We start from the raw sequence: 24,384 nt of genomic DNA on the forward strand, positions 1-24,384 counted from the left end.
AATCCGATTACGTGAAGTAAAAGGTCTGAAAGATAGAACATCTTACCTCTGTACCCTACGCGAATAACTTTACTCTTCTTTCGGTTATGGATAAAGCACTTTTTGTAGTTTTTTTTCACTATTTACATAACAAATTCAAATGACCATCACAAAAATCTATAAGTTATGTTGCTAACTTACAAAAAAGAGCCTTGTGGATTGCACACTTAGTGCGCTTGATCCCAGTTTTCACCGCTACCGACTTCTACCAGCAACGGCACTGCCAGAGCCGTACTGTTTTCCATCAGCTCATGCACCTTCTTCGATACCGCAGCAAGATCATCTTTGTGTACTTCAAAGACCAGTTCATCGTGTACCTGCATGATCATACGAACGCGCGGTTTTTCACTCAGCAGCCATTCATCAACGGCAATCATCGCCCGTTTAATGATATCTGCCGCCGTTCCCTGCATCGGGGCGTTGATCGCGGCACGTTCCGCGCCTGCGCGACGGGCGCCGTTGCTGGATTTGATATCCGGCAAATACAGGCGACGGCCTTCCAGCGTTTCGACATAACCCTGCTCTTTCGCCTGCGCGCGAGTGCGTTCCATATAGTCCAACACGCCCGGATAGCGCTCGAAATAGAGATCCATATATTTCTGCGCTTCTTTGCGCGGAATATTCAACTGACGAGCCAGACCAAATGCGCTCATGCCGTAAATCAGACCAAAGTTAATCGCTTTCGCGCTGCGGCGCTGCTCGTTGCTGACGCTCTCCAGTGGTAAGCCAAACACCTCTGCCGCGGTGGCGCGGTGAATGTCCTTACCTTCAGCGAAAGCCGTCAGCAGCCCCCCATCGCGCGACAAGTGCGCCATGATACGCAGCTCAATCTGCGAGTAGTCAGCAGAGACAATCAGGTAGTCCTGCGGCGCGATAAACGCCTGACGGATACGCCGACCTTCGTCATTACGCACCGGGATATTCTGCAGGTTCGGATCGGTCGAAGAGAGGCGCCCGGTCGCCGTCACGGCCTGGTGGTACGAGGTATGAACACGGCCGGTTTTCGGGTTAATCATCAACGGCAGCTTGTCGGTGTAGGTCGATTTCAGCTTCGCCAGTCCACGATACTCCAGAATCACTTTCGGCAACGGATAATCGAGCGCCAGCTCTTCCAGCACCTCTTCAGAAGTCGACGGCGCACCGCCCGGCGTTTTCTTCAGCGGCTTAATCCCCTGCTTCTCAAACAGAATGGTTTGCAACTGCTTGGTGGAAGAGAGATTGAATTCTTCGCCGGCAATGTCGTGAGCGCGCTGTTCCAGCTCAACCAGTCGCTTAGCGATCTCCTGCGAATGCGCATGCAGTACCGCAGGATCGATTTTCACGCCGTTGCGCTCCACGCGCGACAGCACCGGCACCAGCGGCATCTCAATGTTTTTAAAGATGTTCAGCGGACCTTCGTGCTGCTGCAACTCCGGCCACATCTTCAAATGCAGCTGCAGGGTAACGTCAGCATCTTCCGCGGCGTAGCGTCCTGCCTCTTCCAACGCAATCTGGTTAAAGGTGAGCTGATTTTTGCCCTTACCGGCAATCTCTTCAAAAGTGATGGTTTTGTGCTTCAGCCAGCGATCGGACAGGCTATCCATATCATGGCGGCCCGCAACGCTGTCGAGAGTGTAGGACTCAAGCATCGTATCAAAAGCAATACCGCGTAGCTCAACGCCATAGTTAGCCAGAATGCCGCGATCGTACTTCAGATTTTGCCCAACTTTCAGCAAGTTGTCATCTTCCAGTAGCGGTTTGAGCAGCTCCAACACGCGTTCGCGCGGGATCTGATCCGGAGCGTCGAGATAATCATGAGCCACCGGTACATAAGCCGCGACACCCGGCTCAATGGCAAACGACAGACCGACCATATTGGCGGAAATGTTATCCAGGCTATCCGTTTCGGTATCAAAGGCAAACAGCGGCGCCTGTTGTAATTTGGCAATCCACTCAACCAGCGTCGCTTCATCCAGGATCGTCACATAATGCTCCGAAGAGAGCGTTACCGCCGTTTCCTCAACCGCCGCAGCAGGAGCTTCAACGGGCTTCGGCGCGGGTTTGGCGCCTTTCGCCTGCATCCATTTGCCGGATTCCACATCGGTGATCCAGCGTTTGAATTCGTATTGTTTAAACAGCGTCAGCAGTTCATCCGCCGCTGGCTGCTCAACCAGCAGCTCTTCACATCCGAGCTCCAGTTCAACATCAGTTTTGATCGTCGCCAGCTGGTACGAGAGGTACGCCACCTCTTTATTCTGCTCCAGCTTCGCAGCCATCGTTTTTGCGCCGCGGAAAGTCAGGCCAGCGATTTTTTCCGGTTCAGCATAGAGCGTGTCCAGGCCGCCCAGACCCTGCAGCAACGCCTGCGCCGTTTTTTCCCCAACGCCCGGCACTCCTGGGATGTTGTCCGAAGAGTCACCCATCAGCGCGAGAAAATCGATAATCAGCTCCGGCGGTACGCCGTACTTGTTCACCACTTCTTCCGGGCCGAGGATAGTGTTGGTCATGGTGTTAATCAAGGTAATGCCCGACGTCACCAGCTGAGCCATGTCTTTATCGCCAGTGCTGATCAGCACCGGACGCCCCGCCTTTTCCGCCTCGCGAGCCAACGTCCCGATGACGTCGTCCGCTTCAACGCCAGGTACCGCCATTAGCGGCAGACCCATCGCCTTTACCATCTTATGCAGCGGTTCGATTTGCGCGCGCAGATCGTCCGGCATCGGCGGGCGATGCGATTTATAGTGCTCAAACAGTTCGTCACGGAAAGTTTTCCCTTTGGCATCAAATACCACGACGGCGTGCGTCGGTTGATACTGCAGGATCAGGCTGCGCAGCATGTTCAGCACGCCGTACATAGCGCCGGTAGGCTCTCCAGCACTGTTGGTCAGTGGCGGGAACGCGTGATATGCCCGGTATAGGTAAGAGGAGCCGTCAACGAGGATGAGAGGGTTTTCTGGGATCTGAACCATAATTTCCGTGCCTGTTTATCAGATTATGGGTAAAGGATGCCACAGACGGGCATGAAATCCTGAATTTTTCCCGCATTTAGCCGAAAAGATTCATCGAGTGGGTTAAGCATGACACAATATTATCTGTGGATAACTTTGTGCATAGTTTTACCGTCCCGGCAAAAACGACCTAAAATGAATAATGCATAATTACATAATTCTTTATATATCAGCTAATTAAAATGACATCATGATACTCAAGCACGCCATGATGACTCAATGTTCCATGTGGATATAAGATTCGCCGTTTTTTCTGTTCTGGTAAGACCCGTTATTTGCCGCGTTTTCTGGTAAAATCAGCCCCTTGCGCGGTTTAAGAGCGTTTTTTGTCAGCCTAACTTTCTGAATAAACTAACTATGTCGAGATTACTCGCTGCGATAACACTTCCGCTGAGTATCGCCCTTACCATCTTAGTCACCATTATCTGTTCCGTGCCGATTATCATCGCCGGGCTGATTAAACTGCTGGTACCCATCCCTGCGGTTTGGCGCTCTATTTCCGTTTTTTGCAATGTCATGATGTATTGCTGGTGCGAGGGGCTGGCGCTATTGCTGCACCTCAACCCATGGTTGAAATGGGATATTCAAGGGCTGGAAGGGCTGAGCAAAAAGAACTGGTATCTGCTCATTAGCAATCATCATAGCTGGGCCGATATCGTGGTGCTGTGCGTCCTGTTCCGCAAGCACATCCCAATGAATAAATACTTCCTCAAACAGCAGTTGGCTTGGGTGCCGTTTATCGGCCTGGCCTGCTGGGCGTTGGATATGCCTTTCATGCGCCGCTATTCGCGCAGTTATTTACTGCGCCATCCGGAGCGCCGCGGTAAAGACGTCGAGACCACTCGCCGTTCCTGCGAAAAATTCCGCGCCCATCCAACAACCATCGTCAATTTCGTGGAAGGCTCGCGTTTTACCGAAGATAAAAAGCGTGAGACGCGCTCACCTTACAACAACCTGTTACCACCGAAAGCCGCTGGTATCGCAATGGCATTGAACGTGCTCGGTTCACAATTCGATAAGCTGCTGAACGTCACGCTGTGCTATCCGGATAACAATAAGAGGCCGTTTTACGATATGTTGAGCGGTCGCCTGACGCGCATTGTGGTACGCATCAATCTGGTGCCGATTGGCGAAGACCTACACGGTGACTACGTCAACGACAAAAACTTTAAGCGCGGTTTCCAACGCTGGTTAAACGTGCTGTGGGAAGAGAAAGATCGCCAGTTGACGGACATTATGCAGGGCAAAGAAAAATCGTGACTACGCAGTAGATAAAGTAACGCCGGTCAGTGACCGGCGTTTTTTTTATTTCTTCTCAACCAGTTGTTTTACGGTATCCGCATACTGGGCGACGAAAGCGTCCATATTGCTGGTATCCATACCCTGCGGGTTCAGCTGGTATTTACCGTTAACATACATCGCCGGAACACCCTGCAGCTGCAGGTCGGCAGCGGCTTTCTCTTGCTGAGCAACCAGAGATTTCACCACAAAGCTGTTCCACGCGGCGTCGTAATCCTCGCCTTTCACACCTGCGTCGACGAAGACTTTACGGATATCGGCGGTAGACTGAACGGTCTGAGTTTTCTGCACGGCTTCAAACATCGGCGCGGTAATTTTATCTTCAACGCCCAATGCCATTGCCACAGCCCATGCCTGAGTCAGGTCTTTACCCAACGGGCCGAGGAACTCAACGTGATATTTGGTCATTTTGGTGCCTTCCGGCAGCTTCTGACGCACGCTGTCAGAAACGTGCAGCACTTCTTCAAACTGATAGCAGTGCGGGCAATAGAACGAGAAGAACTCAAGGACCTGAGGTTCGCCTGCAACCGGCTTATCAAGGGTGATGTACTGCTTGCCGTCGGTGATCTGGGCAGCGGATGCACTGAAAGCCAGAATCATACCAGCCAGCGCCAGCCAAATTTTTTTCATGATTAATTCTCTCCTGGATATATCACATTAATACATTGGCGTTAACTGAAGAGGGGGTTCCTGCAGAACCTTCACCTGCTCAAGAAATGTTGCTGTCTGCCCGCGCCAATAATCTTCCCCGGTTAACCATGGGAAATTTATCGGGAAAGCAGGATCGTCCCAACGCCTGAGCAGCCACGCCAGATAATAGACTAAACGCATGGCGCGTAAAGGTTCGATGAGAGCGATTTCGTCCGTATTGAATGGACTGAATTCTTCGTAGGCTTCGATGATGGTCTCAAGCTGCATGCGCTGTTCGGCTTTATCGCCATTCAACAGCATCCAGAGATCCTGAACCGCTGGACCGTTGCGGGCATCGTCTAAATCGACAAACAGGGGACCATCGCGCCAGAGAATATTACCGGCGTGGCAGTCACCGTGCAGACGCAGCGTATTTGCGCGTCCGTGCCACTGCGCCATGACGGCATCGATGAGTTTATCGGTCGCACTCAAAAAATCCGCCTTCAGGCCGGATGGGATGAGTGCCGCCTGCTCAAACACCTGACGCGGTTCCAACAGATATTCCTGCACGCCGATCTCCGGGCGCGCAATAAAGCGCTGCTTGCGGCCAGTCTGATGCAGTCGACCGAGGTAGCGCCCGACCCATTCCATTTGATCAAGGTTATCCGCTTCAAACTGGCGGCCGCCGAGGCTTGGAAAGACGGCAAAGAAGAATCCCTGATGCTGGTGAAGCGTGCTGTCGTTAAACGAGAGCGGCGCAGCAACGGGCACCTCATCTTCCACGAGCTGAAGCGCAAACTGATGTTCTTCGAGGATCTGTTCTGCGGACCAACGTTCAGGACGGTAGAACTTCACCACGTAGCGGCGGCGGTCCTCGTCCTGAAACTGGTAAACACGGTTCTCATAGCTATTAAGCGGGGTCAGACCGGAGTCGACCCGCATACCCAGATCGAAGAGCCCATCAATGATGGTGTCCGGGTGAAGCGTCTGAAAAGTAAAAGCCTTATCGTGCATCCTGACATCCGATAATCATACGAATGCTTCAGGATATCATCTCATTGCCGGTTTAGCGGCAGCACTTACAACCTTTTACTCTTTAATAACGCCACGCGCGCGCAGCAGCGCGGTTTTAAAATCCTCTTCATAGTCTTTTTGAATACCCGGGATAACCGCCTCTTTTGATGAATCACGCATTTTCAGGTGATAAATCAGAATATCGTCGGAAAGATCGGCCAATTCGCCTTTGTAACCCGCTTCAGCAGCCAGTTTCTGCAAGAATTGAACCAGGTTTAGTTCAGGTTCTTTTTGCCAGGCTGGCTGGAGGAGTTCAATTACTTCATTCAGGCGTTTACATTTCATAGTCATGCTCCTTACTCTTGATAGGGACAAGTTAACAGGGTCAATCCCACAATGAAAGAGGCGATATTAATATGCAAAGCGAGGCAATAACCGGCGTCGTGTTGGCGGGCGGAAGGGCCACGCGAATGGGCGGCGTTGATAAAGGGTTACAGCTGCTGAATGGTCGCCCGCTTTGGCGTCATGTTGCGCAGACATTAGCGCCGCAGGTGAATAAGTTAGTGATTAGCGCCAATCGTAATCTTGAACACTGGAATGCCAGCGGCTACCCGGTTTATAGCGATACGCAAGGTGACTATCCGGGCCCTCTGGCAGGCATGCTTGCCGTTATGCAGCAGGTAGAAAGCCCATGGTTTGTTTTTTGCCCCTGCGACACGCCATTTATTCCATCTTTCTTAGTTGAGCGCTTTGTGCAGCAGAAAGCTTCAGCACCGATGGTTTGGGTGCATGACGGCGAGCGTGATCACCCCGCCATTGCATTAGTACATCGGCAAATTGTTACGGAACTGGGGGCCTATCTTGCCCGTGGAGAACGCCGGGTGATGGTCTTTATGCGCCAGGCGGGCGGACATTCGGTCAACTTCAGTGATGTGAAATCCGCATTCATCAATGTGAATACCCTTGATGATTTGCAGCGTATGCAGGAGCCATCATGATCCCGTTATTAGCCATTGCCGCATGGAGCGGCACAGGGAAAACAACACTATTAAAGCATCTCATCCCCGAGTTGTGCGCTAACGGGTTACGGCCAGGTCTGATTAAACACACCCATCATGATATGGATGTCGATAAGCCCGGCAAGGATAGCTATGAATTACGTAAGGCTGGCGCCGCGCAGACCCTTGTCGCCAGCGCGCAGCGCTGGGCGCTGATGACTGAAACGCCAGATGAACCAGAATTAGATCTCAGATGGCTAGTCAGCAGAATGGATTCGAGCAAACTGGATTTAGTTTTGGTAGAGGGCTTTAAGCATGAATCTGTGCCGAAGATCCTGCTTTTTCGGCAAAACAGCGGACATCGTGTGGAAGAGATAATGATTGATGAACATACGATAGCCGTGGCCAGCGATGTGCCGATCGCGACGTCGCTTCCACAGTTGGATTTAAATAATATTCCGCAGATCGCGGCATTTATTATGCGGTGGTTAGAGGCTCGGTAGCAGTCAGAAATATGGCGGGATTCCCCCGGAGGCGGTGCTGCGCACCTTGTCCGGGCTACAGGGCCCGTAGCCCCGGTAAGCGCAGCGCCACCGGGGAGGCGACCGCCGTCACAGCGGTAAAATGCAGACGACAAAAGGCTCAGTCTTTCGACTGAGCCTTTTGCTTTATTTGATGCCTGGCAGTTCCCTACTCTCACATGGGGAGACCCCACACTACCATCGGCGCTACGGCGTTTCACTTCTGAGTTCGGCATGGGGTCAGGTGGGACCACCGCGCTACTGCCGCCAGGCAAATTCTGTTATCAATCCGTCATAAGACGCATCGATTAATCTGTATCACGCTGAAAATCGTCTCAAATCGCCAAAACAGCTTCGGCGTTGTAAGGTTAAGCCTCACGGTTCATTAGTATCGGTTAGCTCAACGTATCGCTACGCTTACACACCCGACCTATCAACGTCATCGTCTTTAACGTTCCTTCAGGAGACTTAAAGTCTCAGGGAGAACTCATCTCGGGGCAAGTTTCGTGCTTAGATGCTTTCAGCACTTATCTTTTCCGCATTTAGCTACCGGGCAATGCCATTGGCATGACAACCCGAACACCAGTGATGCGTCCACTCCGGTCCTCTCGTACTAGGAGCAGCCCCCCTCAATTCTCCAGCGCCCACGGCAGATAGGGACCGAACTGTCTCACGACGTTCTAAACCCAGCTCGCGTACCACTTTAAATGGCGAACAGCCATACCCTTGGGACCTACTTCAGCCCCAGGATGTGATGAGCCGACATCGAGGTGCCAAACACCGCCGTCGATATGAACTCTTGGGCGGTATCAGCCTGTTATCCCCGGAGTACCTTTTATCCGTTGAGCGATGGCCCTTCCATTCAGAACCACCGGATCACTATGACCTGCTTTCGCACCTGCTCGCGCCGTCACGCTCGCAGTCAAGCTAGCTTATGCCATTGCACTAACCTCCTGATGTCCGACCAGGATTAGCTAACCTTCGTGCTCCTCCGTTACTCTTTGGGAGGAGACCGCCCCAGTCAAACTACCCACCAGACACTGTCCCCACGCCGGATTACGGCGCCAGGTTAGAACATCAAACATTAAAGGGTGGTATTTCAAGGTCGGCTCCACGCAGACTGGCGTCCACGCTTCAAAGCCTCCCACCTATCCTACACATCAAGGCTCAATGTTCAGTGTCAAGCTATAGTAAAGGTTCACGGGGTCTTTCCGTCTTGCCGCGGGTACACTGCATCTTCACAGCGAGTTCAATTTCACTGAGTCTCGGGTGGAGACAGCCTGGCCATCATTACGCCATTCGTGCAGGTCGGAACTTACCCGACAAGGAATTTCGCTACCTTAGGACCGTTATAGTTACGGCCGCCGTTTACCGGGGCTTCGATCAAGAGCTTCTCCTTACGGATAACCCCATCAATTAACCTTCCGGCACCGGGCAGGCGTCACACCGTATACGTCCACTTTCGTGTTTGCACAGTGCTGTGTTTTTAATAAACAGTTGCAGCCAGCTGGTATCTTCGACTGATTTCAGCTCCACCCGCAGGGGCTTCACCTACATATCAGCGTGCCTTCTCCCGAAGTTACGGCACCATTTTGCCTAGTTCCTTCACCCGAGTTCTCTCAAGCGCCTTGGTATTCTCTACCTGACCACCTGTGTCGGTTTGGGGTACGATTTGATGTTACCTGATGCTTAGAGGCTTTTCCTGGAAGCAGGGCATTTGTTACTTCAGCACCGTAGTGCCTCGTCATCACACCTCAGCGTTAACAGCGTTCCGGATTTACCTGGAACACCCGCCTACATGCTTAAACCGGGACAACCGTCGCCCGGCTAACATAGCCTTCTCCGTCCCCCCTTCGCAGTAACACCCAGTACAGGAATATTAACCTGTTTCCCATCGACTACGCCTTTCGGCCTCGCCTTAGGGGTCGACTCACCCTGCCCCGATTAACGTTGGACAGGAACCCTTGGTCTTCCGGCGTGCGGGCTTTTCACCCGCATTATCGTTACTTATGTCAGCATTCGCACTTCTGATACCTCCAGCAACCCTCACAGGCCACCTTCGCAGGCTTACAGAACGCTCCCCTACCCAACAACACATAGTGTCGCTGCCGCAGCTTCGGTGCATGGTTTAGCCCCGTTACATCTTCCGCGCAGGCCGACTCGACCAGTGAGCTATTACGCTTTCTTTAAATGATGGCTGCTTCTAAGCCAACATCCTGGCTGTCTGTGCCTTCCCACATCGTTTCCCACTTAACCATGACTTTGGGACCTTAGCTGGCGGTCTGGGTTGTTTCCCTCTTCACGACGGACGTTAGCACCCGCCGTGTGTCTCCCGTGATAACATTCTTCGGTATTCGTAGTTTGCATCGGGTTGGTAAGTCGGGATGACCCCCTAGCCGAAACAGTGCTCTACCCCCGAAGATGAGTTCACGAGGCGCTACCTAAATAGCTTTCGGGGAGAACCAGCTATCTCCCGGTTTGATTGGCCTTTCACCCCCAGCCACAGGTCATCCGCTAATTTTTCAACATTAGTCGGTTCGGTCCTCCAGTTAGTGTTACCCAACCTTCAACCTGCCCATGGCTAGATCACCGGGTTTCGGGTCTATACCCTGCAACTTAACGCCCAGTTAAGACTCGGTTTCCCTGCGGCTCCCCTATACGGTTAACCTTGCTACAGAATATAAGTCGCTGACCCATTATACAAAAGGTACGCAGTCACACCCGAAGGTGCTCCCACTGCTTGTACGTACACGGTTTCAGGTTCTTTTTCACTCCCCTCGCCGGGGTTCTTTTCGCCTTTCCCTCACGGTACTGGTTCACTATCGGTCAGTCAGGAGTATTTAGCCTTGGAGGATGGTCCCCCCATATTCAGACAGGATACCACGTGTCCCGCCCTACTCATCGAGTTCACAACCTGTGCATTTTGGTGTACGGGACTATCACCCTGTACCGTCGGACTTTCCAGACCGTTCCACTAACACACAAGCTGATTCAGACTCTGGGCTGCTCCCCGTTCGCTCGCCGCTACTGGGGGAATCTCGGTTGATTTCTTTTCCTCGGGGTACTTAGATGTTTCAGTTCCCCCGGTTCGCCTCGTTAACCTATGTATTCAGTTAACGATAGTGCAACGAATTGCACTGGGTTTCCCCATTCGGACATCGCCGGCTATAACGGTTCATATCACCTTACCGACGCTTTTCGCAGATTAGCACGTCCTTCATCGCCTCTGACTGCCAGGGCATCCACCGTGTACGCTTAGTCGCTTAACCTCACAACCCGAAGATGTTTCACTTCTGATTGCGAAAATTTGAGAGACTCGAACACACCATTAACGGTGTGTCGTTTCAATTTTCAGCTTGATCCAGATTTTTAAAGAGCAAATATCTCAAACGTCACCCGAAGGTAAGTTTTGAGATACTGAGGTCGGCGACTTTCACTCACAAACCAGCAAGTGGCGTCCCCTAGGGGATTCGAACCCCTGTTACCGCCGTGAAAGGGCGGTGTCCTGGGCCTCTAGACGAAGGGGACGTGTAAGTCTCAATCGCAAGACGCCTTGCTATTTACTTTTCATCAGACAATCTGTGTGAGCACTACAAAGGCAGGTTCTTTCAGGTAAGGAGGTGATCCAACCGCAGGTTCCCCTACGGTTACCTTGTTACGACTTCACCCCAGTCATGAATCACAAAGTGGTAAGCGCCCTCCCGAAGGTTAAGCTACCTACTTCTTTTGCAACCCACTCCCATGGTGTGACGGGCGGTGTGTACAAGGCCCGGGAACGTATTCACCGTAGCATTCTGATCTACGATTACTAGCGATTCCGACTTCATGGAGTCGAGTTGCAGACTCCAATCCGGACTACGACATACTTTATGAGGTCCGCTTGCTCTCGCGAGGTCGCTTCTCTTTGTATATGCCATTGTAGCACGTGTGTAGCCCTACTCGTAAGGGCCATGATGACTTGACGTCATCCCCACCTTCCTCCAGTTTATCACTGGCAGTCTCCTTTGAGTTCCCGGCCGGACCGCTGGCAACAAAGGATAAGGGTTGCGCTCGTTGCGGGACTTAACCCAACATTTCACAACACGAGCTGACGACAGCCATGCAGCACCTGTCTCAGAGTTCCCGAAGGCACCAAAGCATCTCTGCTAAGTTCTCTGGATGTCAAGAGTAGGTAAGGTTCTTCGCGTTGCATCGAATTAAACCACATGCTCCACCGCTTGTGCGGGCCCCCGTCAATTCATTTGAGTTTTAACCTTGCGGCCGTACTCCCCAGGCGGTCGACTTAACGCGTTAGCTCCGGAAGCCACGCCTCAAGGGCACAACCTCCAAGTCGACATCGTTTACGGCGTGGACTACCAGGGTATCTAATCCTGTTTGCTCCCCACGCTTTCGCACCTGAGCGTCAGTCTTTGTCCAGGGGGCCGCCTTCGCCACCGGTATTCCTCCAGATCTCTACGCATTTCACCGCTACACCTGGAATTCTACCCCCCTCTACAAGACTCTAGCCTGCCAGTTTCGAATGCAGTTCCCAGGTTGAGCCCGGGGATTTCACATCCGACTTGACAGACCGCCTGCGTGCGCTTTACGCCCAGTAATTCCGATTAACGCTTGCACCCTCCGTATTACCGCGGCTGCTGGCACGGAGTTAGCCGGTGCTTCTTCTGCGAGTAACGTCAATCGCTGAGGTTATTAACCTCAGCGCCTTCCTCCTCGCTGAAAGTACTTTACAACCCGAAGGCCTTCTTCATACACGCGGCATGGCTGCATCAGGCTTGCGCCCATTGTGCAATATTCCCCACTGCTGCCTCCCGTAGGAGTCTGGACCGTGTCTCAGTTCCAGTGTGGCTGGTCATCCTCTCAGACCAGCTAGGGATCGTCGCCTAGGTGAGCCATTACCCCACCTACTAGCTAATCCCATCTGGGCACATCTGATGGCATGAGGCCCGAAGGTCCCCCACTTTGGTCTTGCGACGTTATGCGGTATTAGCTACCGTTTCCAGTAGTTATCCCCCTCCATCAGGCAGTTTCCCAGACATTACTCACCCGTCCGCCGCTCGTCACCCGAGAGCAAGCTCTCTGTGCTACCGCTCGACTTGCATGTGTTAGGCCTGCCGCCAGCGTTCAATCTGAGCCATGATCAAACTCTTCAATTTAAGTTTGATGCTCGTGAATTAAACTTCGTAATGAATTACGTATGTTCACTCAGAGACTTGGTATTCATTTTTCGTCCGAGGACGTTAAGAATCCATGTCACTTTGAGTGCCCACACAGATTGTCTGATAAATTGTTAAAGAGCAGTGCCGCTTCGTTTTTCGCTGCGGCGCGGGGTGTGCATATTACGCTTTCCCGCTTCAGAGTCAAGCATTTATTTTTGCTTTTCTCTGCGAGGTTCTCAGTGGAACCCCGCTGACCCGGCGGCTTGTTTGCCGTTGTTCCGTGTCAGTGGTGGCGCATTATAGGGAGTAATTCTGAAGTGACAAGAGGAAATTCAAAAAAACTTTTCGTTCGCTCGATTTTCCACCACAACGCGAGTTTTACGCGCTATTTGCTCGTCATTTGCGCGATTTCTCGAGCAAATCTGGCAACCTGCGTCCAGTCGGTATAGACCACTTCTTTACTGGTATCCGTTTCCCCGCCGGTCATCTTCATAATTAAGCGAATCATAAAGCGATCGTACCAACGGTAGCGCGGATAACGCAGCGCCCCGGCGAAGACCGCACAGTTCTGTGGCTGCCACGGCGAGTTAAGCAAGAACTTGCGCGTATAGCTGTTAGTTTGCGGCGTTCGCTTTTCCGGCTTGCGCGCCACCAGGTTTACCGAGAAGAACGCGCCCGGCAGCGCCTGCAATGATGCCAGGTGCTTTTTCACAAAACGGTCCAGCGCCGGATGGAAGTGACCATAGCGAATAGAGGCGCCAATCACCACGCGATCGTAGTAATGCCACTCAACTACATCGGTACGGTTCAGATTAACGGTGTCCGCATCAATCCCCAGTTCTTTTAGCTCGGAGGCCAGGTACGAGGCAATTTCACGGGTCTGCCCGTCACGGGTGGAGAAGAGAATTAAAGTTTTCACGAGCACTCCTGTTATTCGCGCCAGAAAGTGGGGGTAAAGAGCACCAATAAGGTGAACACTTCCAGACGGCCAAACAGCATATTAGCAATCAGGATCCATTTCGCGACGGGGTTCATTGTCGCAAAGTTATCGGCGACGACCCCGAGGCCAGGACCCAGGTTGTTCAATGTCGCCACCACAGATGCAAAAGCGGAGAAGTCATCAACCCCGGTGGCGATAATGGCCAGCATGCTAATGATAAAAACCAGCGCATAGGCGGAGAAGAATCCCCACACCGCCTCCAGAATGCGCTCCGGCAACGCACGGTTACCCAACTTAATGCTATATACCGCATTCGGGTGCACCAGGCGCTTAAGTTCACGGTTGCCCTGCTTGAACAGCAGCAGAATACGAATCACCTTCAGGCCACCGCCCGTCGAACCGGCGCAGCCGCCGATAAATGCCGAACAGAGTAGTAGCACCGGCAGGAACAGCGGCCAGCGCGCAATACTATCGGTGGTGAATCCGGCGGTCGTCGCCATCGAGACCACCTGGAAAAACGCCTGATTTAACGTCGTCAGTACCGAACCGTAGACATTATGCAGCCACAATACCAGCGTACAGACGATAACCAGGGTCAACTGGACGCCGATAAACATCCGGAATTCCGGGTCGCGCCAATAAACCCGCAAACTACGACCACTCAGTAGTGAAAAATGCAGGCCATAGTTACAGCCGGAGATCAGCAGGAAGATGGCGATGATGGAGTTAATCATCGGGCTATTAAAGTAGCCGACGCTGGCATCATGAGTAGAGAAACCGCCGATGGCGATAGTCGCAAAGCTATGGCCAATGGCATCGAATGCCGGCATCCCGGCAAACCACAACGCCAACGCACAGGCGGCAGTCAGTAGTACATAAATAAGCCACAGCGTTTTCGCCGTCTCAGCGATACGTGGGCGCATCTTATTGTCTTTCAACGGTCCCGGCATTTCCGCCCGGTAGAGCTGCATCCCGCCGACGCCGAGGATAGGCAGAATCGCCACCGCCAGCACAATGATCCCCATACCGCCGAACCACTGCAACATCTGGCGATAGAAAAGGATGGCGTGAGGGAGTGAATCCAGTCCCACTAGCGTTGTCGCGCCGGTGGTCGTCAGCCCGGAGAAAGATTCAAAAAAGGCATCCGTCACCGTGAGATTAGGTTGTTCAGCAAAGATAAAGGGTAATGCACCGACGCTACCCAGCACCGTCCAGAACAGCACGACAATCAGAAACCCTTCGCGGGATTTCAGTTCACCTTTTTGCTTACGGTTCGGCCACCACAGCATGGAGCCGATCGCCAGGGCAACAAAGAAGGTTTGGGTAAAGGCCCGCCCCGCGCCATCGCGATATATCAGGGCCACTAATCCTGGGACAATCATCGTCCCCGAAAATAAGATGACCAGCAGTCCAACGATTCGGGTTATCGCGCGAAAATGCATCTCTGGCGCTTCCTTTGGTATACAAAAAATCAGGTGGGGATTATTCGTCAATCTTCAGTAATTGCAATGAACCACGACTAAAATCGGCCAGTTTTGAGGAAAAAGACGCCACTTCAGCTTGAGGAAGCGCGATTCGCAGTTGAACTGACGCCTGATATTCGCTTTCCACAATAACGCCCGAGAACTGCGCCAGTAACGCTTCAACCCCAGCTAACTGCCCGTATTCACATTGCAAAGTATATGCGGTTAACGGCGTCTTGCGCTGCGTGTTCAGCTGCGCAAGCGCCTGGTGGACGCCGCCGCCATAGGCCTTCACCAGGCCGCCGGTGCCCAGCAGAATACCACCGTAGTAGCGCACCACTACAGCGGTAATCTCGCCGACGCCGCTACCCATCAGCTGCGCCAGCATCGGTTTACCCGCCGTTCCCGCCGGTTCGCCGTCGTCAGAAAAACCCAACTGCTGCGAATCATCAGGCGGCCCGGCGACCCACGCCACGCAGTGGTGGCGCGCATCCGGGTGTTCAGCCCTGACGGATTCGACGAATGCTTTCGCCGCCGCCACGCCGTCGGTGTGCGCCAACAGCGTGATGAAACGACTCTTTTTAATCTCTTCGACAAAGCTAACCGGCGCGGCCGGAATCAACCAGCTTTCCATTACGCCAGTTTCAGATCACGCGTCATATTTTCGATGCTGTTTTCGTGGACCACCACGTTATCTTCGATACGAATCCCGCCAAACGGCTTCATGGCTTCAATTTTCTGCCAGTTGAAGTGTTTGCTGAACTGCCCTTCACGCCATGGTGCCAGCAGCGACTCAATAAAGTAGATGCCGGGTTCAATGGTCAACACCATGCGTGGCTCAATAATGCGGGTACAGCGCAGATACAGGTATTTCGACGGCGCCGCCAGATGCGTACCGGTATCATCCTGCATAAAACCAGCGACATCATGCACCTGCAGACCCAGCGGGTGGCCAATACCGTGCGGCATAAACGGCCCGGTCAGATTGTTTTCCACCATCGCCTCTTCGCTCATATTGGTAACCAGCTGATGCTTACGCAGCAGCTTCGCGATGCGTTGATGGAATTGAATATGGTAGTCAACATAGCGGGTACCGGCCTTCATGGTGCCGATCAGCGCCAGTTGCTCGTCGTTAACGTCTTTAATCAGATGCGCGAAGTCGTTATCGCTATGCGCCGCCCAGGTACGAGTCAGGTCAGCCGCGTAGCCGTTGTACTCGGCTCCCGCATCCAGCAGGAAGCTGCGAATCTCAGACGGCGCGCGGTGATCCAGCTTGGTGTAGTGCAACACCGCCGCATGTTCATTCAGCGCCACAATGTTGCTATAAGGAACATCGGTGTCGCGATGGCCGGTTGCAGTCAGGTAGGCCTGGTTGATATCGAACTCGCTCATCCCGGACTGGAAGGCTTCGTGCGCCGCGCGATGGCCATTGACCGCTGATTTCTGCGCTTCACGCATGCAGGCCAGTTCATAGTCGGTTTTGTAAGCGCGGTAATAGTGCAGATAGTCGATAACGCCTTGCGGGTTAATTTTGTCTGCCGCGATGCCCACGCCTAACGCACGCTCCGGCACCGGGCCGATATAGCCGATGTTGCCGCGCGCCGCTGGCAGTTGGCTGCCAATGCCATCAGCTTTCGGCAGCGCGATCACGTCGATTTCTTCCGTCCAGAAGGAGGTCGGCAGCGGCTCAACGTTATGCCAGTAATCGACCGGTAAATAGAACCACAACTTCGGTTTATTCACGCCGTCTACCAGCAACCAGCAGTTTGGCACCTGAGTCACTGGCACCCATGCCTTGAACTGCGGGTTGACTTTGAATGGATACGGATGATCGTCGAGGAAGACATTAATCAGCTCGCCGGAGTGGATCAGCAAGGCATCCAGCTTAAAACGATCTAATACTTTGCGGGTACGTTCTTGTAGGGTAACGATATGATTTTTATAGAGCGCGGCCAGTGATTCCATCTTTTATCCTTTGCTTTTATTGGATCGTGATTCTCCGCATCTTAGCACATTGGCTTCAGGCCGGGGGATTTCTACCGGGTGTGATCCGACCAGCAATTATTTAAAGAGTAATTTGCATTTTCTTAACATAAATTCCACACTCCGATCCATCTGGTACGACCAGATCATATTGCTGGATTCAGGAGACTGACATGCTCTACAAAGGCGACACCCTGTACCTCGACTGGCTGGAAGATGGCATTGCCGAACTGGTTTTTGATGCCCCAGGCTCGGTCAACAAGCTCGATACCGCAACCGTGGCCAGCCTCGGTCATGCGCTGGACGTGCTCGAAAAGCAACAAGATCTCAAAGGGCTGCTGCTGCGCTCTGAAAAAGCGGCCTTTATCGTCGGCGCCGACATTACCGAATTCCTTTCGCTGTTCCTGGTGCCGGAAGAACAGCTGAGCCAGTGGCTGCACTTTGCCAATAGCGTCTTCAACCGCCTGGAAGATTTACCAGTCCCTACCCTGTCCGCAGTCAACGGCTATGCACTGGGCGGCGGCTGCGAATGCGTGCTGGCGACTGATTATCGCCTGGCGACGCCGGACCTGCGGATCGGCCTGCCGGAAACCAAACTGGGTATTATGCCCGGCTTTGGCGGTTCCGTGCGCATGCCGCGCCTGCTCGGCGCCGATAGCGCGCTGGAAATTATCGCCGCAGGTAAAGACGTCGGCGCCGATCAAGCGCTGAAGATAGGTCTCGTCGATGGCATCGTGAACGCGGAAAAACTGCGTGATGGCGCACTGGCGATTCTGCGTCAGGCCATTAATGGCGACCTGGACTGGAAAGCTAAACGTCAGCCGAAGCTGGAACCGTTGAAGCTCAGCAAAATTGAAGCCGCCATGAGCTTCACCATCGCCAAAGGCATGGTCGCGCAAACTGCCGGTAAGCATTATCCGGCGCCGATCACCGCGGTGAAAACCATTGAAGCCGCCGCGCGCCTTGGCCGTGACGACGCACTGAAGCTGGAAAACCAAAGTTTTGTCCCGCTGGCGCACACTAACGAAGCGCGCGCGCTGGTCGGTATCTTCCTTAATGACCAGTACGTTAAAGCCAAAGCGAAAAAACTGACCAAAGATGTCGACACGCCGAAGCACGCCGCCGTATTGGGCGCCGGTATTATGGGCGGCGGTATTGCTTACCAGTCGGCCTGGAAGGGTGTGCCGGTAGTCATGAAGGACATTAGCGACAAATCACTGACCCTGGGTATGACCGAAGCGGCGAAGCTGCTCAATAAACAGCTGGAGCGCGGCAAAATCGACGGCCTGAAGCTAGCCGGGGTAATTAGCACCATCCAGCCGACGCTGGAATACAGTGGTTTTGATCGCGTAGATGTCGTCGTCGAAGCGGTGGTAGAAAACCCGAAAGTGAAGAAGGCGGTACTGGCGGAAACCGAAGAAAAAGTGCGCCCGGATACCGTGCTAGCCTCCAATACCTCAACCATTCCGATCGGCGAACTGGCAAGCGTTCTGCAGCGCCCGGAAAACTTCTGCGGTATGCACTTCTTTAACCCGGTACATCGTATGCCGTTGGTCGAAGTCATCCGCGGAGCAAAAACCTCGGATCAGACTATTGCCAAAGTTGTGGCCTGGGCCAGCAAAATGGGCAAGACGCCAATCGTGGTGAATGACTGCCCCGGATTCTTCGTTAACCGCGTGTTGTTCCCTTATTTTGCAGGATTCAGCCAGTTGCTGCGCGACGGCGCGGATTTCCGCAAAGTCGACAAAGTGATGGAAAAACAGTTTGGCTGGCCAATGGGCCCGGCCTATCTACTGGACGTCGTCGGCATCGATACCGCACACCATGCTCAAGCGGTTATGGCGGCGGGCTTCCCACAGCGGATGCAGAAAGATTATCGCGACGCTATCGACGCCCTGTTCGACGCCAATCGTTTCGGTCAGAAGAACGGCCTTGGCTTCTGGCGTTATAAAGAAGACAGCAAAGGTAAGCCGAAGAAAGAAGAAGATGCCGCTGTTGATAGCCTGCTGGCCGACGTCAGCCAGCCAAAGCGCGATTTCAGCGATGAAGAGATTATCGCCCGCATGATGATCCCAATGGTCAACGAAGTCGTCCGCTGCCTGGAAGAAGGCATCATCGCCAGCCCGGCGGAAGCGGATATGGCGCTGGTATACGGCCTGGGCTTCCCTCCGTTTCACGGCGGCGCGTTCCGCTGGCTGGACACCATCGGTAGTGCGAAATATCTCGATATGGCACAGCAGTACCAGCACCTCGGCCCGCTTTACGCCGTGCCGGAGGGTCTGCGTAACAAAGCCCGTCATAACGAACCGTATTATCCTCCAGTAGAACCAGCCCGCCCGGTTGGCGAACTGAAAACGGCTTAAGGAGTCACAATGGAACAGGTTGTCATTGTCGATGCAATTCGCACCCCGATGGGCCGTTCAAAGGGCGGCGCCTTTCGCAACGTGCGCGCGGAAGATCTCTCCGCGCACCTGATGCGAAGCCTGCTTTCGCGTAACCCGTCTCTTGAGGCGAGCGCGATTGACGATATTTACTGGGGCTGCGTACAACAAACGCTGGAGCAGGGTTTCAATATTGCGCGTAACGCCGCGCTACTGGCGGAGATCCCGCACTCGGTACCAGCGACCACGGTTAACCGCCTGTGTGGGTCATCAATGCAGGCGCTGCACGATGCGGCGCGCATGATTATGACCGGCGATGCCAGCATTTGCCTGATTGGCGGCGTTGAACACATGGGCCACGTGCCAATGAGCCACGGCGTCGATTTCCACCCAGGCCTGAGCCGCAACGTGGCGAAAGCCGCCGGTATGATGGGCCTGACGGCAGAGATGCTGGCGCGTCTACACGGCATCAGCCGTGAAATGCAGGATCAGTTCGCCGCTCGCTCCCACGCTCGCGCCTGGGCAGCAACGCAGTCCGGCGCATTCAAAGCAGAGATTATCCCAACTGGCGGACACGATGCCGATGGCGTGCTGAAATCCTTCAACTATGACGAAGTGATCCGCCCGGAAACGACCGTCGAGGCGCTGGCGGCATTGAGACCCGCTTTCGATCCGGTTACCGGCACGGTGACAGCGGGAACCTCTTCCGCCCTTTCCGATGGTGCAGCGGCGATGTTGTTGATGAGTGAAAGCCGCGCCCGCGAACTGGGGCTGAAACCACGCGCTCGCGTCCGTTCAATGGCTGTGGTCGGCTGCGACCCATCGATTATGGGTTATGGCCCGGTTCCGGCATCAAAGCTGGCGCTGAAAAAAGCCGGGTTATCCGCCAGCGATATCGATGTCTTTGAAATGAATGAAGCGTTTGCCGCGCAGATCCTGCCATGTATTAAAGATCTGGGGCTGATGGAACAGATTGACGAGAAGATCAACCTCAATGGCGGCGCGATCGCGCTCGGCCATCCGCTGGGTTGTTCCGGGGCGAGAATCAGCACCACGTTGATCAATCAGATGGAACGCAGTGATGCCCAGTTTGGTCTGGCCACCATGTGTATCGGCTTAGGACAGGGGATCGCCACCGTGTTTGAGCGGGTGTAAGTAAAAAGCTCGACGCCATTATTGCCTGCCAGCCAACAGGCAATAATGGAATTAGAGGGGGTTTAGTTGCCGTTCTTCCCGCCTGTCAGGGGCGGGTTTTTTATTTTCAGATAAAGGCAAATGCATCGCCGAACAGGCGATCTTCGCGCGCGCCGCGTTCATTGCAGAACAGATCGCGGGCAATCTTAGCCATCTCAAAACGTCCGGCGATATAGATATCATGCTCCGCCAGCGTACCGTAGTCCTGCAGCACGGCAGTCAACACGGTTCCGGAACGGCCGCGCCATCCTTCTTCCGGCTGCTCGACAACCGGTTCGATGCGCAGATTCGGATGCTTCACACTTAACGCTTCCAGCTCGGCTAAATCGTACAGGTGCTTGGCCTCGCGTCCGCCCCAGTAGATAGCGATATCACGGTTCGGATTACGCGCCAGCGCAGTTAACAGAATAGAACGCACATAAGAGAAACCGGTGCCGCCAGCGATCAGGATCAGCGGACGGTCTTCATCATCGCGCAGCCAGGCTTCGCCATGCGGAATATCAACCTCAATTTCACGCTCTTTCAGGATGCGATCCATGACCGCCATCGCATACAGATTGAGTTCGGAGGCGCCGATATGCAGCTCGATAAACTCGTGTTCCGACGGCGTAGAAGCCATAGAGAACGGACGTTTGTCGCGCTCATCCATCACCACCATCAGATACTGGCCAGCGCGGAAAGAGAATGCCGCTTCCGGTACTAATCGAACACGATATACGGTATCGGTAATCGCCTCCACCGAGGTCACTTTACAGCTTAAGGTTGTCATGCGTCCCCTCTGTCGGGTCTATAGAGCAAAACAGCGGCGTTAGCCCCGCTTACTGTTATTTAAAGATGGCCAGTTCATCCCAGATGGCGTCGATGCGTGCCGTCACCTCAGGATCTTTTTTGATTGGACGACCCCATTCACGCTGGGTTTCGCCAGGCCATTTATTTGTGGCATCCAGCCCCATTTTTGAACCCAGGCCGGAAACCGGCGAGGCAAAATCCAGATAATCTATTGGCGTATTTTCTACCAGTACCGTATCACGAGCCGGGTCCATACGGGTAGTAATCGCCCAAATCACATCGTTCCAGTCACGCGCGTTAACGTCGTCATCGCAGACAATCACGAATTTGGTGTACATGAACTGACGCAGGAACGACCAGACGCCCATCATCACGCGCTTGGCATGGCCTGCATACTGCTTTTTCATGGTGACCACCGCCAGACGATAAGAACACCCTTCCGGCGGCAGATAGAAGTCGACGATTTCCGGGAACTGTTTTTGCAGAATCGGCACGAAGACTTCATTCAGCGCCACGCCCAGCACCGCAGGTTCATCCGGCGGACGACCGGTGTAGGTTGAATGATAAATCGCATCTTCGCGCTGGGTAATGTGGGTCACCGTAAAGACCGGGAAGCTGTCCACTTCATTGTAATAACCGGTGTGGTCGCCATAAGGACCTTCTGGCGCCATTTCCCCCGCCTCAATGTAGCCTTCGAGCACAATCTCTGCGCTAGCCGGCACTTCCAGGTCGTTGGAGACGCACTTCACCACTTCGGTCTTGGTTCCACGCAGCAGGCCTGCAAAGGCATATTCCGACAACGTATCGGGAACCGGCGTCACCGCGCCGAGAATGGTGGCCGGATCGGCGCCAAGCGCGACGGAAACCGGGAAGCGCTCGCCGGGATGCGCCGCACACCACTCCTGAAAATCCAGGGCGCCGCCGCGGTGGGATAACCAACGCATAATGAGTTTGTTTTTGCCGATCAGCTGCTGGCGATAAATACCCAGATTCTGCCGCTCTTTGTGCGGCCCACGAGTCACCGTCAGCCCCCAGGTAATCAGCGGCGCGGCATCTTCCGGCCAGCAGGTCATAATCGGGATGGTGCTGAGGTCGACATCATCGCCCTGGATGATTTTTTGCTGACAAGGCGCGCCGCGCAGGCGTTTGGTCGGCATATTCAGCACCTGTTTGAACTGCGGAAGCTTATCAAACAGGTCGCGGAAGCCTTTTGGCGGCTCTGGCTCTTTCAGGAAGGCCAATAATTTCCCCACTTCCCGCAGCGAGCTGACATCCTCCTGGCCCATACCCAACGCCACGCGACGCGGGGTGCCGAACAGGTTGCACAGCACCGGCATCGAGTAGCCTTTCGGGTTTTCAAACAACAGCGCCGGGCCGCCAGCACGCAAAGTGCGATCGGCAATTTCAGTAATTTCCAGGTGCGGATCGACCGGCAACGTTATCCGTTTCAGTTCGCCCTGCTGCTCAAGTAATGTCAGAAAGTCGCGTAGATCGTGGTATTTCATGGAGTTATTATTGACCTCTATACAAGCGGCTGATTATACGATTTTCGCCGCAACGATGCTGTACTTTTGTTAAATTAGCGTAAAAGAACATGCTATTTACGCTTCCGCTTACAATGGTTTTCGCGATTGTTCCGGGCTTTTGTTATGCTTGCAGGTAGTAAAGCGGAAAGAGTTATTATGCAAGCCTGGTACTTACTTTATTGCAAACGTGGGCAGCTTCAACGCGCCCAGGAACACCTTGAACGTCAGGCAGTCAATTGTCTGATGCCGACGATCGCGCTGGAAAAAATCATCCGCGGTAAACGCACCACGGTCAGCGAGCCTTTGTTCCCGAACTATCTGTTCGTCGAATTCGATCCGGAAGTTATCCATACCACCACCATCAGCGCAACACGCGGGGTGAACAGCTTTGTACGCTTCGGCGCGCAACCTGCCATGGTGCCCTCAGAGGTTATTCACCAGCTTTCCATCTATAAGCCGGAAGGGATAACCGACCCGGAAACGCCCCATGAAGGCGACAACGTGTTGATCACCGACGGCGCTTTTGAAGGCCTGCAGGCTATCTTCACCGAACCCGATGGTGAAGCCCGCTCTATGTTGTTGCTCAACCTCCTCAACAAGCAGGTCCTGCAAAGCGTTAAAAATACCGACTTCTATAAAATTTGATGGTGCGGTTAAAAGCGCACGCCAAATAGCTTCCTGACGTTCGCATCCGTAACCTCTTCCAGCCATTGCGCTTCCTCGCCGCGCCAACCCGCAACGCTTGCCAGAATATGCGGCAGATAAGCGGGTTCATTACGCCGCGAGGAGGGCTTTGGTTTCATGTCGCGTGGCAACAGATATGGCGCGTCGGTCTCCAGCAGCAAACAATCCGCCGGAATATCCGGCAGCAGCTCACGTAGCTCCAGACCGCGCCGCTCATCGCACACCCAACCGGTAATACCAATGAATAACCCGCGATCCAGACATTCACGGACTTCCGCGCGGCTACCGGTAAAGCAATGCAAAACGGCGCCAGGCAGCTTATCCAGCCAGGGTTTCAGCAGCGCCAGAAAACGCTCATGGGCATCGCGGCAATGTAAAAATACCGGCATCGACAGCTCGGCCGCCAGCGCCAATTGGGCGCTAAACGCCTTCTCCTGCTCTTGCGGCGTTGAAAAATTACGGTTGAAGTCGAGACCGCACTCGCCAATCGCCACCACCTGCGGCTCGCGGGCCAACGAATGAATGTCATCGGCGACCGACTCAGTCCAGGTGCTGCTATCGTGCGGATGGACGCCCGCAGTAGACCAGCAGTTGGCGTAGCGGCTGGCTAACTTTTGCGCCTGCTGACTCTCATGCAGATTGGTGCCGGTCAGCAGCATCCCGTGGACCCCTGCTACCTGGGCGCGCGCCACCACCTCATCGTGGTCGCGGGCAAACTGCGAGCTGGTCAGGTTCACGCCAATATCAAACATCTCGACTCCCATATGACAACCGCCCTGA

Annotated in this window: 17 protein-coding genes, 1 tRNA gene and 3 rRNA genes; 6 read left to right on the forward strand and 15 right to left on the reverse strand. The window is 53.8% G+C overall.

Annotated elements, in window-relative coordinates; translation table 11 throughout:
* Positions 1 to 206: 206 nt before the first annotated feature.
* Positions 207 to 2,987: a DNA polymerase I gene (gene polA, locus PYR66_22740; protein WEF28039.1), complete on the reverse strand. Its 2,781-nt coding sequence runs from the start codon at positions 2,985 to 2,987 to the stop codon at positions 207 to 209.
* A 396-nt stretch (positions 2,988 to 3,383) separates the two neighbouring features.
* Here polA and PYR66_22745 point away from each other — a divergent pair, with 396 nt between their 5' ends.
* A complete protein-coding gene (locus tag PYR66_22745; protein WEF28040.1) occupies positions 3,384 to 4,286 on the forward strand; it encodes an acyltransferase in 903 nt (300 codons plus the stop codon).
* Positions 4,287 to 4,331: 45 nt separating this feature from the next.
* On the opposite strand, the gene dsbA is transcribed toward PYR66_22745, so the two are convergent.
* The 3 genes from dsbA to PYR66_22760 form a co-directional block, all read right to left on the reverse strand.
* Positions 4,332 to 4,955 carry a thiol:disulfide interchange protein DsbA gene (gene dsbA, locus PYR66_22750; GenBank protein ID WEF28041.1) on the reverse strand — a complete coding sequence of 208 codons (624 nt, stop codon included), beginning with the start codon at positions 4,953 to 4,955 and terminating at the stop codon, positions 4,332 to 4,334.
* A 27-nt stretch (positions 4,956 to 4,982) separates the two neighbouring features.
* Complete coding sequence (locus PYR66_22755; protein ID WEF28042.1) at positions 4,983 to 5,969, reverse strand: serine/threonine protein kinase; 987 nt, start codon at positions 5,967 to 5,969, stop codon at positions 4,983 to 4,985.
* A 75-nt stretch (positions 5,970 to 6,044) separates the two neighbouring features.
* Complete coding sequence (locus PYR66_22760; GenBank protein ID WEF28043.1) at positions 6,045 to 6,314, reverse strand: YihD family protein; 270 nt, start codon at positions 6,312 to 6,314, stop codon at positions 6,045 to 6,047.
* 71 nt (positions 6,315 to 6,385) lie between these two features.
* Here PYR66_22760 and mobA point away from each other — a divergent pair, with 71 nt between their 5' ends.
* Positions 6,386 to 6,967 (forward strand): molybdenum cofactor guanylyltransferase MobA, encoded by a 582-nt coding sequence (gene mobA, locus PYR66_22765; protein WEF28044.1) that lies wholly within the window; start codon positions 6,386 to 6,388, stop codon positions 6,965 to 6,967.
* Positions 6,964 to 7,470 carry a molybdopterin-guanine dinucleotide biosynthesis protein MobB gene (gene mobB / locus PYR66_22770; protein WEF28045.1) on the forward strand — a complete coding sequence of 169 codons (507 nt, stop codon included), beginning with the start codon at positions 6,964 to 6,966 and terminating at the stop codon, positions 7,468 to 7,470. Before mobA ends, mobB begins: the two co-directional genes overlap by 4 nt.
* Positions 7,471 to 7,644: 174 nt before the next feature.
* Here the strand turns inward: mobB and rrf are convergent.
* The 8 genes from rrf to pepQ all read right to left on the reverse strand — a co-directional run bounded on the left by rrf (position 7,645) and on the right by pepQ (position 17,012).
* Positions 7,645 to 7,760 (reverse strand): 5S ribosomal RNA (rrf, locus tag PYR66_22775).
* 92 nt (positions 7,761 to 7,852) lie between these two features.
* Positions 7,853 to 10,757 (reverse strand): 23S ribosomal RNA (locus PYR66_22780).
* Positions 10,758 to 10,940: 183 nt separating this feature from the next.
* Positions 10,941 to 11,016, reverse strand: a tRNA-Glu gene (locus tag PYR66_22785).
* Between the two features lie 85 nt (positions 11,017 to 11,101).
* Positions 11,102 to 12,641, reverse strand: a 16S ribosomal RNA gene (locus PYR66_22790).
* Together the 16S, 23S and 5S rRNA genes with 1 tRNA gene alongside form the textbook arrangement of a ribosomal RNA operon.
* A 388-nt stretch (positions 12,642 to 13,029) precedes the next feature.
* A complete protein-coding gene (gene hemG, locus PYR66_22795) occupies positions 13,030 to 13,563 on the reverse strand; it encodes a menaquinone-dependent protoporphyrinogen IX dehydrogenase (GenBank protein WEF28046.1) in 534 nt (177 codons plus the stop codon).
* 11 nt (positions 13,564 to 13,574) lie between these two features.
* Entirely contained in the window at positions 13,575 to 15,026 is a 1,452-nt protein-coding gene (trkH, locus tag PYR66_22800; GenBank protein ID WEF28047.1) for a Trk system potassium transporter TrkH, read from the reverse strand.
* A gap of 40 nt (positions 15,027 to 15,066) precedes the next feature.
* On the reverse strand, positions 15,067 to 15,681 hold the full coding sequence (locus PYR66_22805; protein WEF28048.1) for an IMPACT family protein: 615 nt from the start codon (positions 15,679 to 15,681) through the stop codon (positions 15,067 to 15,069).
* Complete coding sequence (pepQ, locus tag PYR66_22810) at positions 15,681 to 17,012, reverse strand: Xaa-Pro dipeptidase (protein WEF28049.1); 1,332 nt, start codon at positions 17,010 to 17,012, stop codon at positions 15,681 to 15,683. The genes PYR66_22805 and pepQ overlap by 1 nt, the downstream gene beginning before the upstream one ends.
* A gap of 191 nt (positions 17,013 to 17,203) precedes the next feature.
* Between pepQ and fadB the strand changes: the two genes are divergently transcribed.
* Both fadB and fadA read left to right on the forward strand, forming a co-directional pair.
* Complete coding sequence (gene fadB, locus PYR66_22815) at positions 17,204 to 19,393, forward strand: fatty acid oxidation complex subunit alpha FadB (protein ID WEF28050.1); 2,190 nt, start codon at positions 17,204 to 17,206, stop codon at positions 19,391 to 19,393.
* A gap of 9 nt (positions 19,394 to 19,402) precedes the next feature.
* On the forward strand, positions 19,403 to 20,566 hold the full coding sequence (fadA, locus tag PYR66_22820) for an acetyl-CoA C-acyltransferase FadA (protein ID WEF28051.1): 1,164 nt from the start codon (positions 19,403 to 19,405) through the stop codon (positions 20,564 to 20,566).
* Positions 20,567 to 20,672: 106 nt separating this feature from the next.
* Here fadA and fre read toward each other — a convergent pair whose 3' ends face one another.
* Positions 20,673 to 21,374, reverse strand: coding sequence for an NAD(P)H-flavin reductase (gene fre, locus PYR66_22825; protein WEF28052.1), 702 nt, complete (start codon positions 21,372 to 21,374; stop codon positions 20,673 to 20,675).
* A gap of 55 nt (positions 21,375 to 21,429) precedes the next feature.
* The gene (gene ubiD, locus PYR66_22830) at positions 21,430 to 22,899 is read right to left on the reverse strand and encodes a 4-hydroxy-3-polyprenylbenzoate decarboxylase (protein WEF28053.1); all 1,470 of its coding nucleotides are present in this window, start codon (positions 22,897 to 22,899) and stop codon (positions 21,430 to 21,432) included.
* Positions 22,900 to 23,076: 177 nt separating this feature from the next.
* On the opposite strand from ubiD, the gene rfaH reads away from it, so the two are divergent.
* The gene (rfaH, locus tag PYR66_22835; protein WEF28054.1) at positions 23,077 to 23,565 is read left to right on the forward strand and encodes a transcription/translation regulatory transformer protein RfaH; all 489 of its coding nucleotides are present in this window, start codon (positions 23,077 to 23,079) and stop codon (positions 23,563 to 23,565) included.
* A gap of 8 nt (positions 23,566 to 23,573) precedes the next feature.
* Here the strand turns inward: rfaH and tatD are convergent, their stop codons facing one another.
* Positions 23,574 to 24,368: a 3'-5' ssDNA/RNA exonuclease TatD gene (gene tatD, locus PYR66_22840; protein WEF28055.1), complete on the reverse strand. Its 795-nt coding sequence runs from the start codon at positions 24,366 to 24,368 to the stop codon at positions 23,574 to 23,576.
* Positions 24,369 to 24,384 lie beyond the last annotated feature (16 nt).

The organism is Klebsiella aerogenes (genome assembly GCA_029027985.1).
GTDB lineage: Bacteria > Pseudomonadota > Gammaproteobacteria > Enterobacterales > Enterobacteriaceae > Klebsiella > Klebsiella aerogenes_A.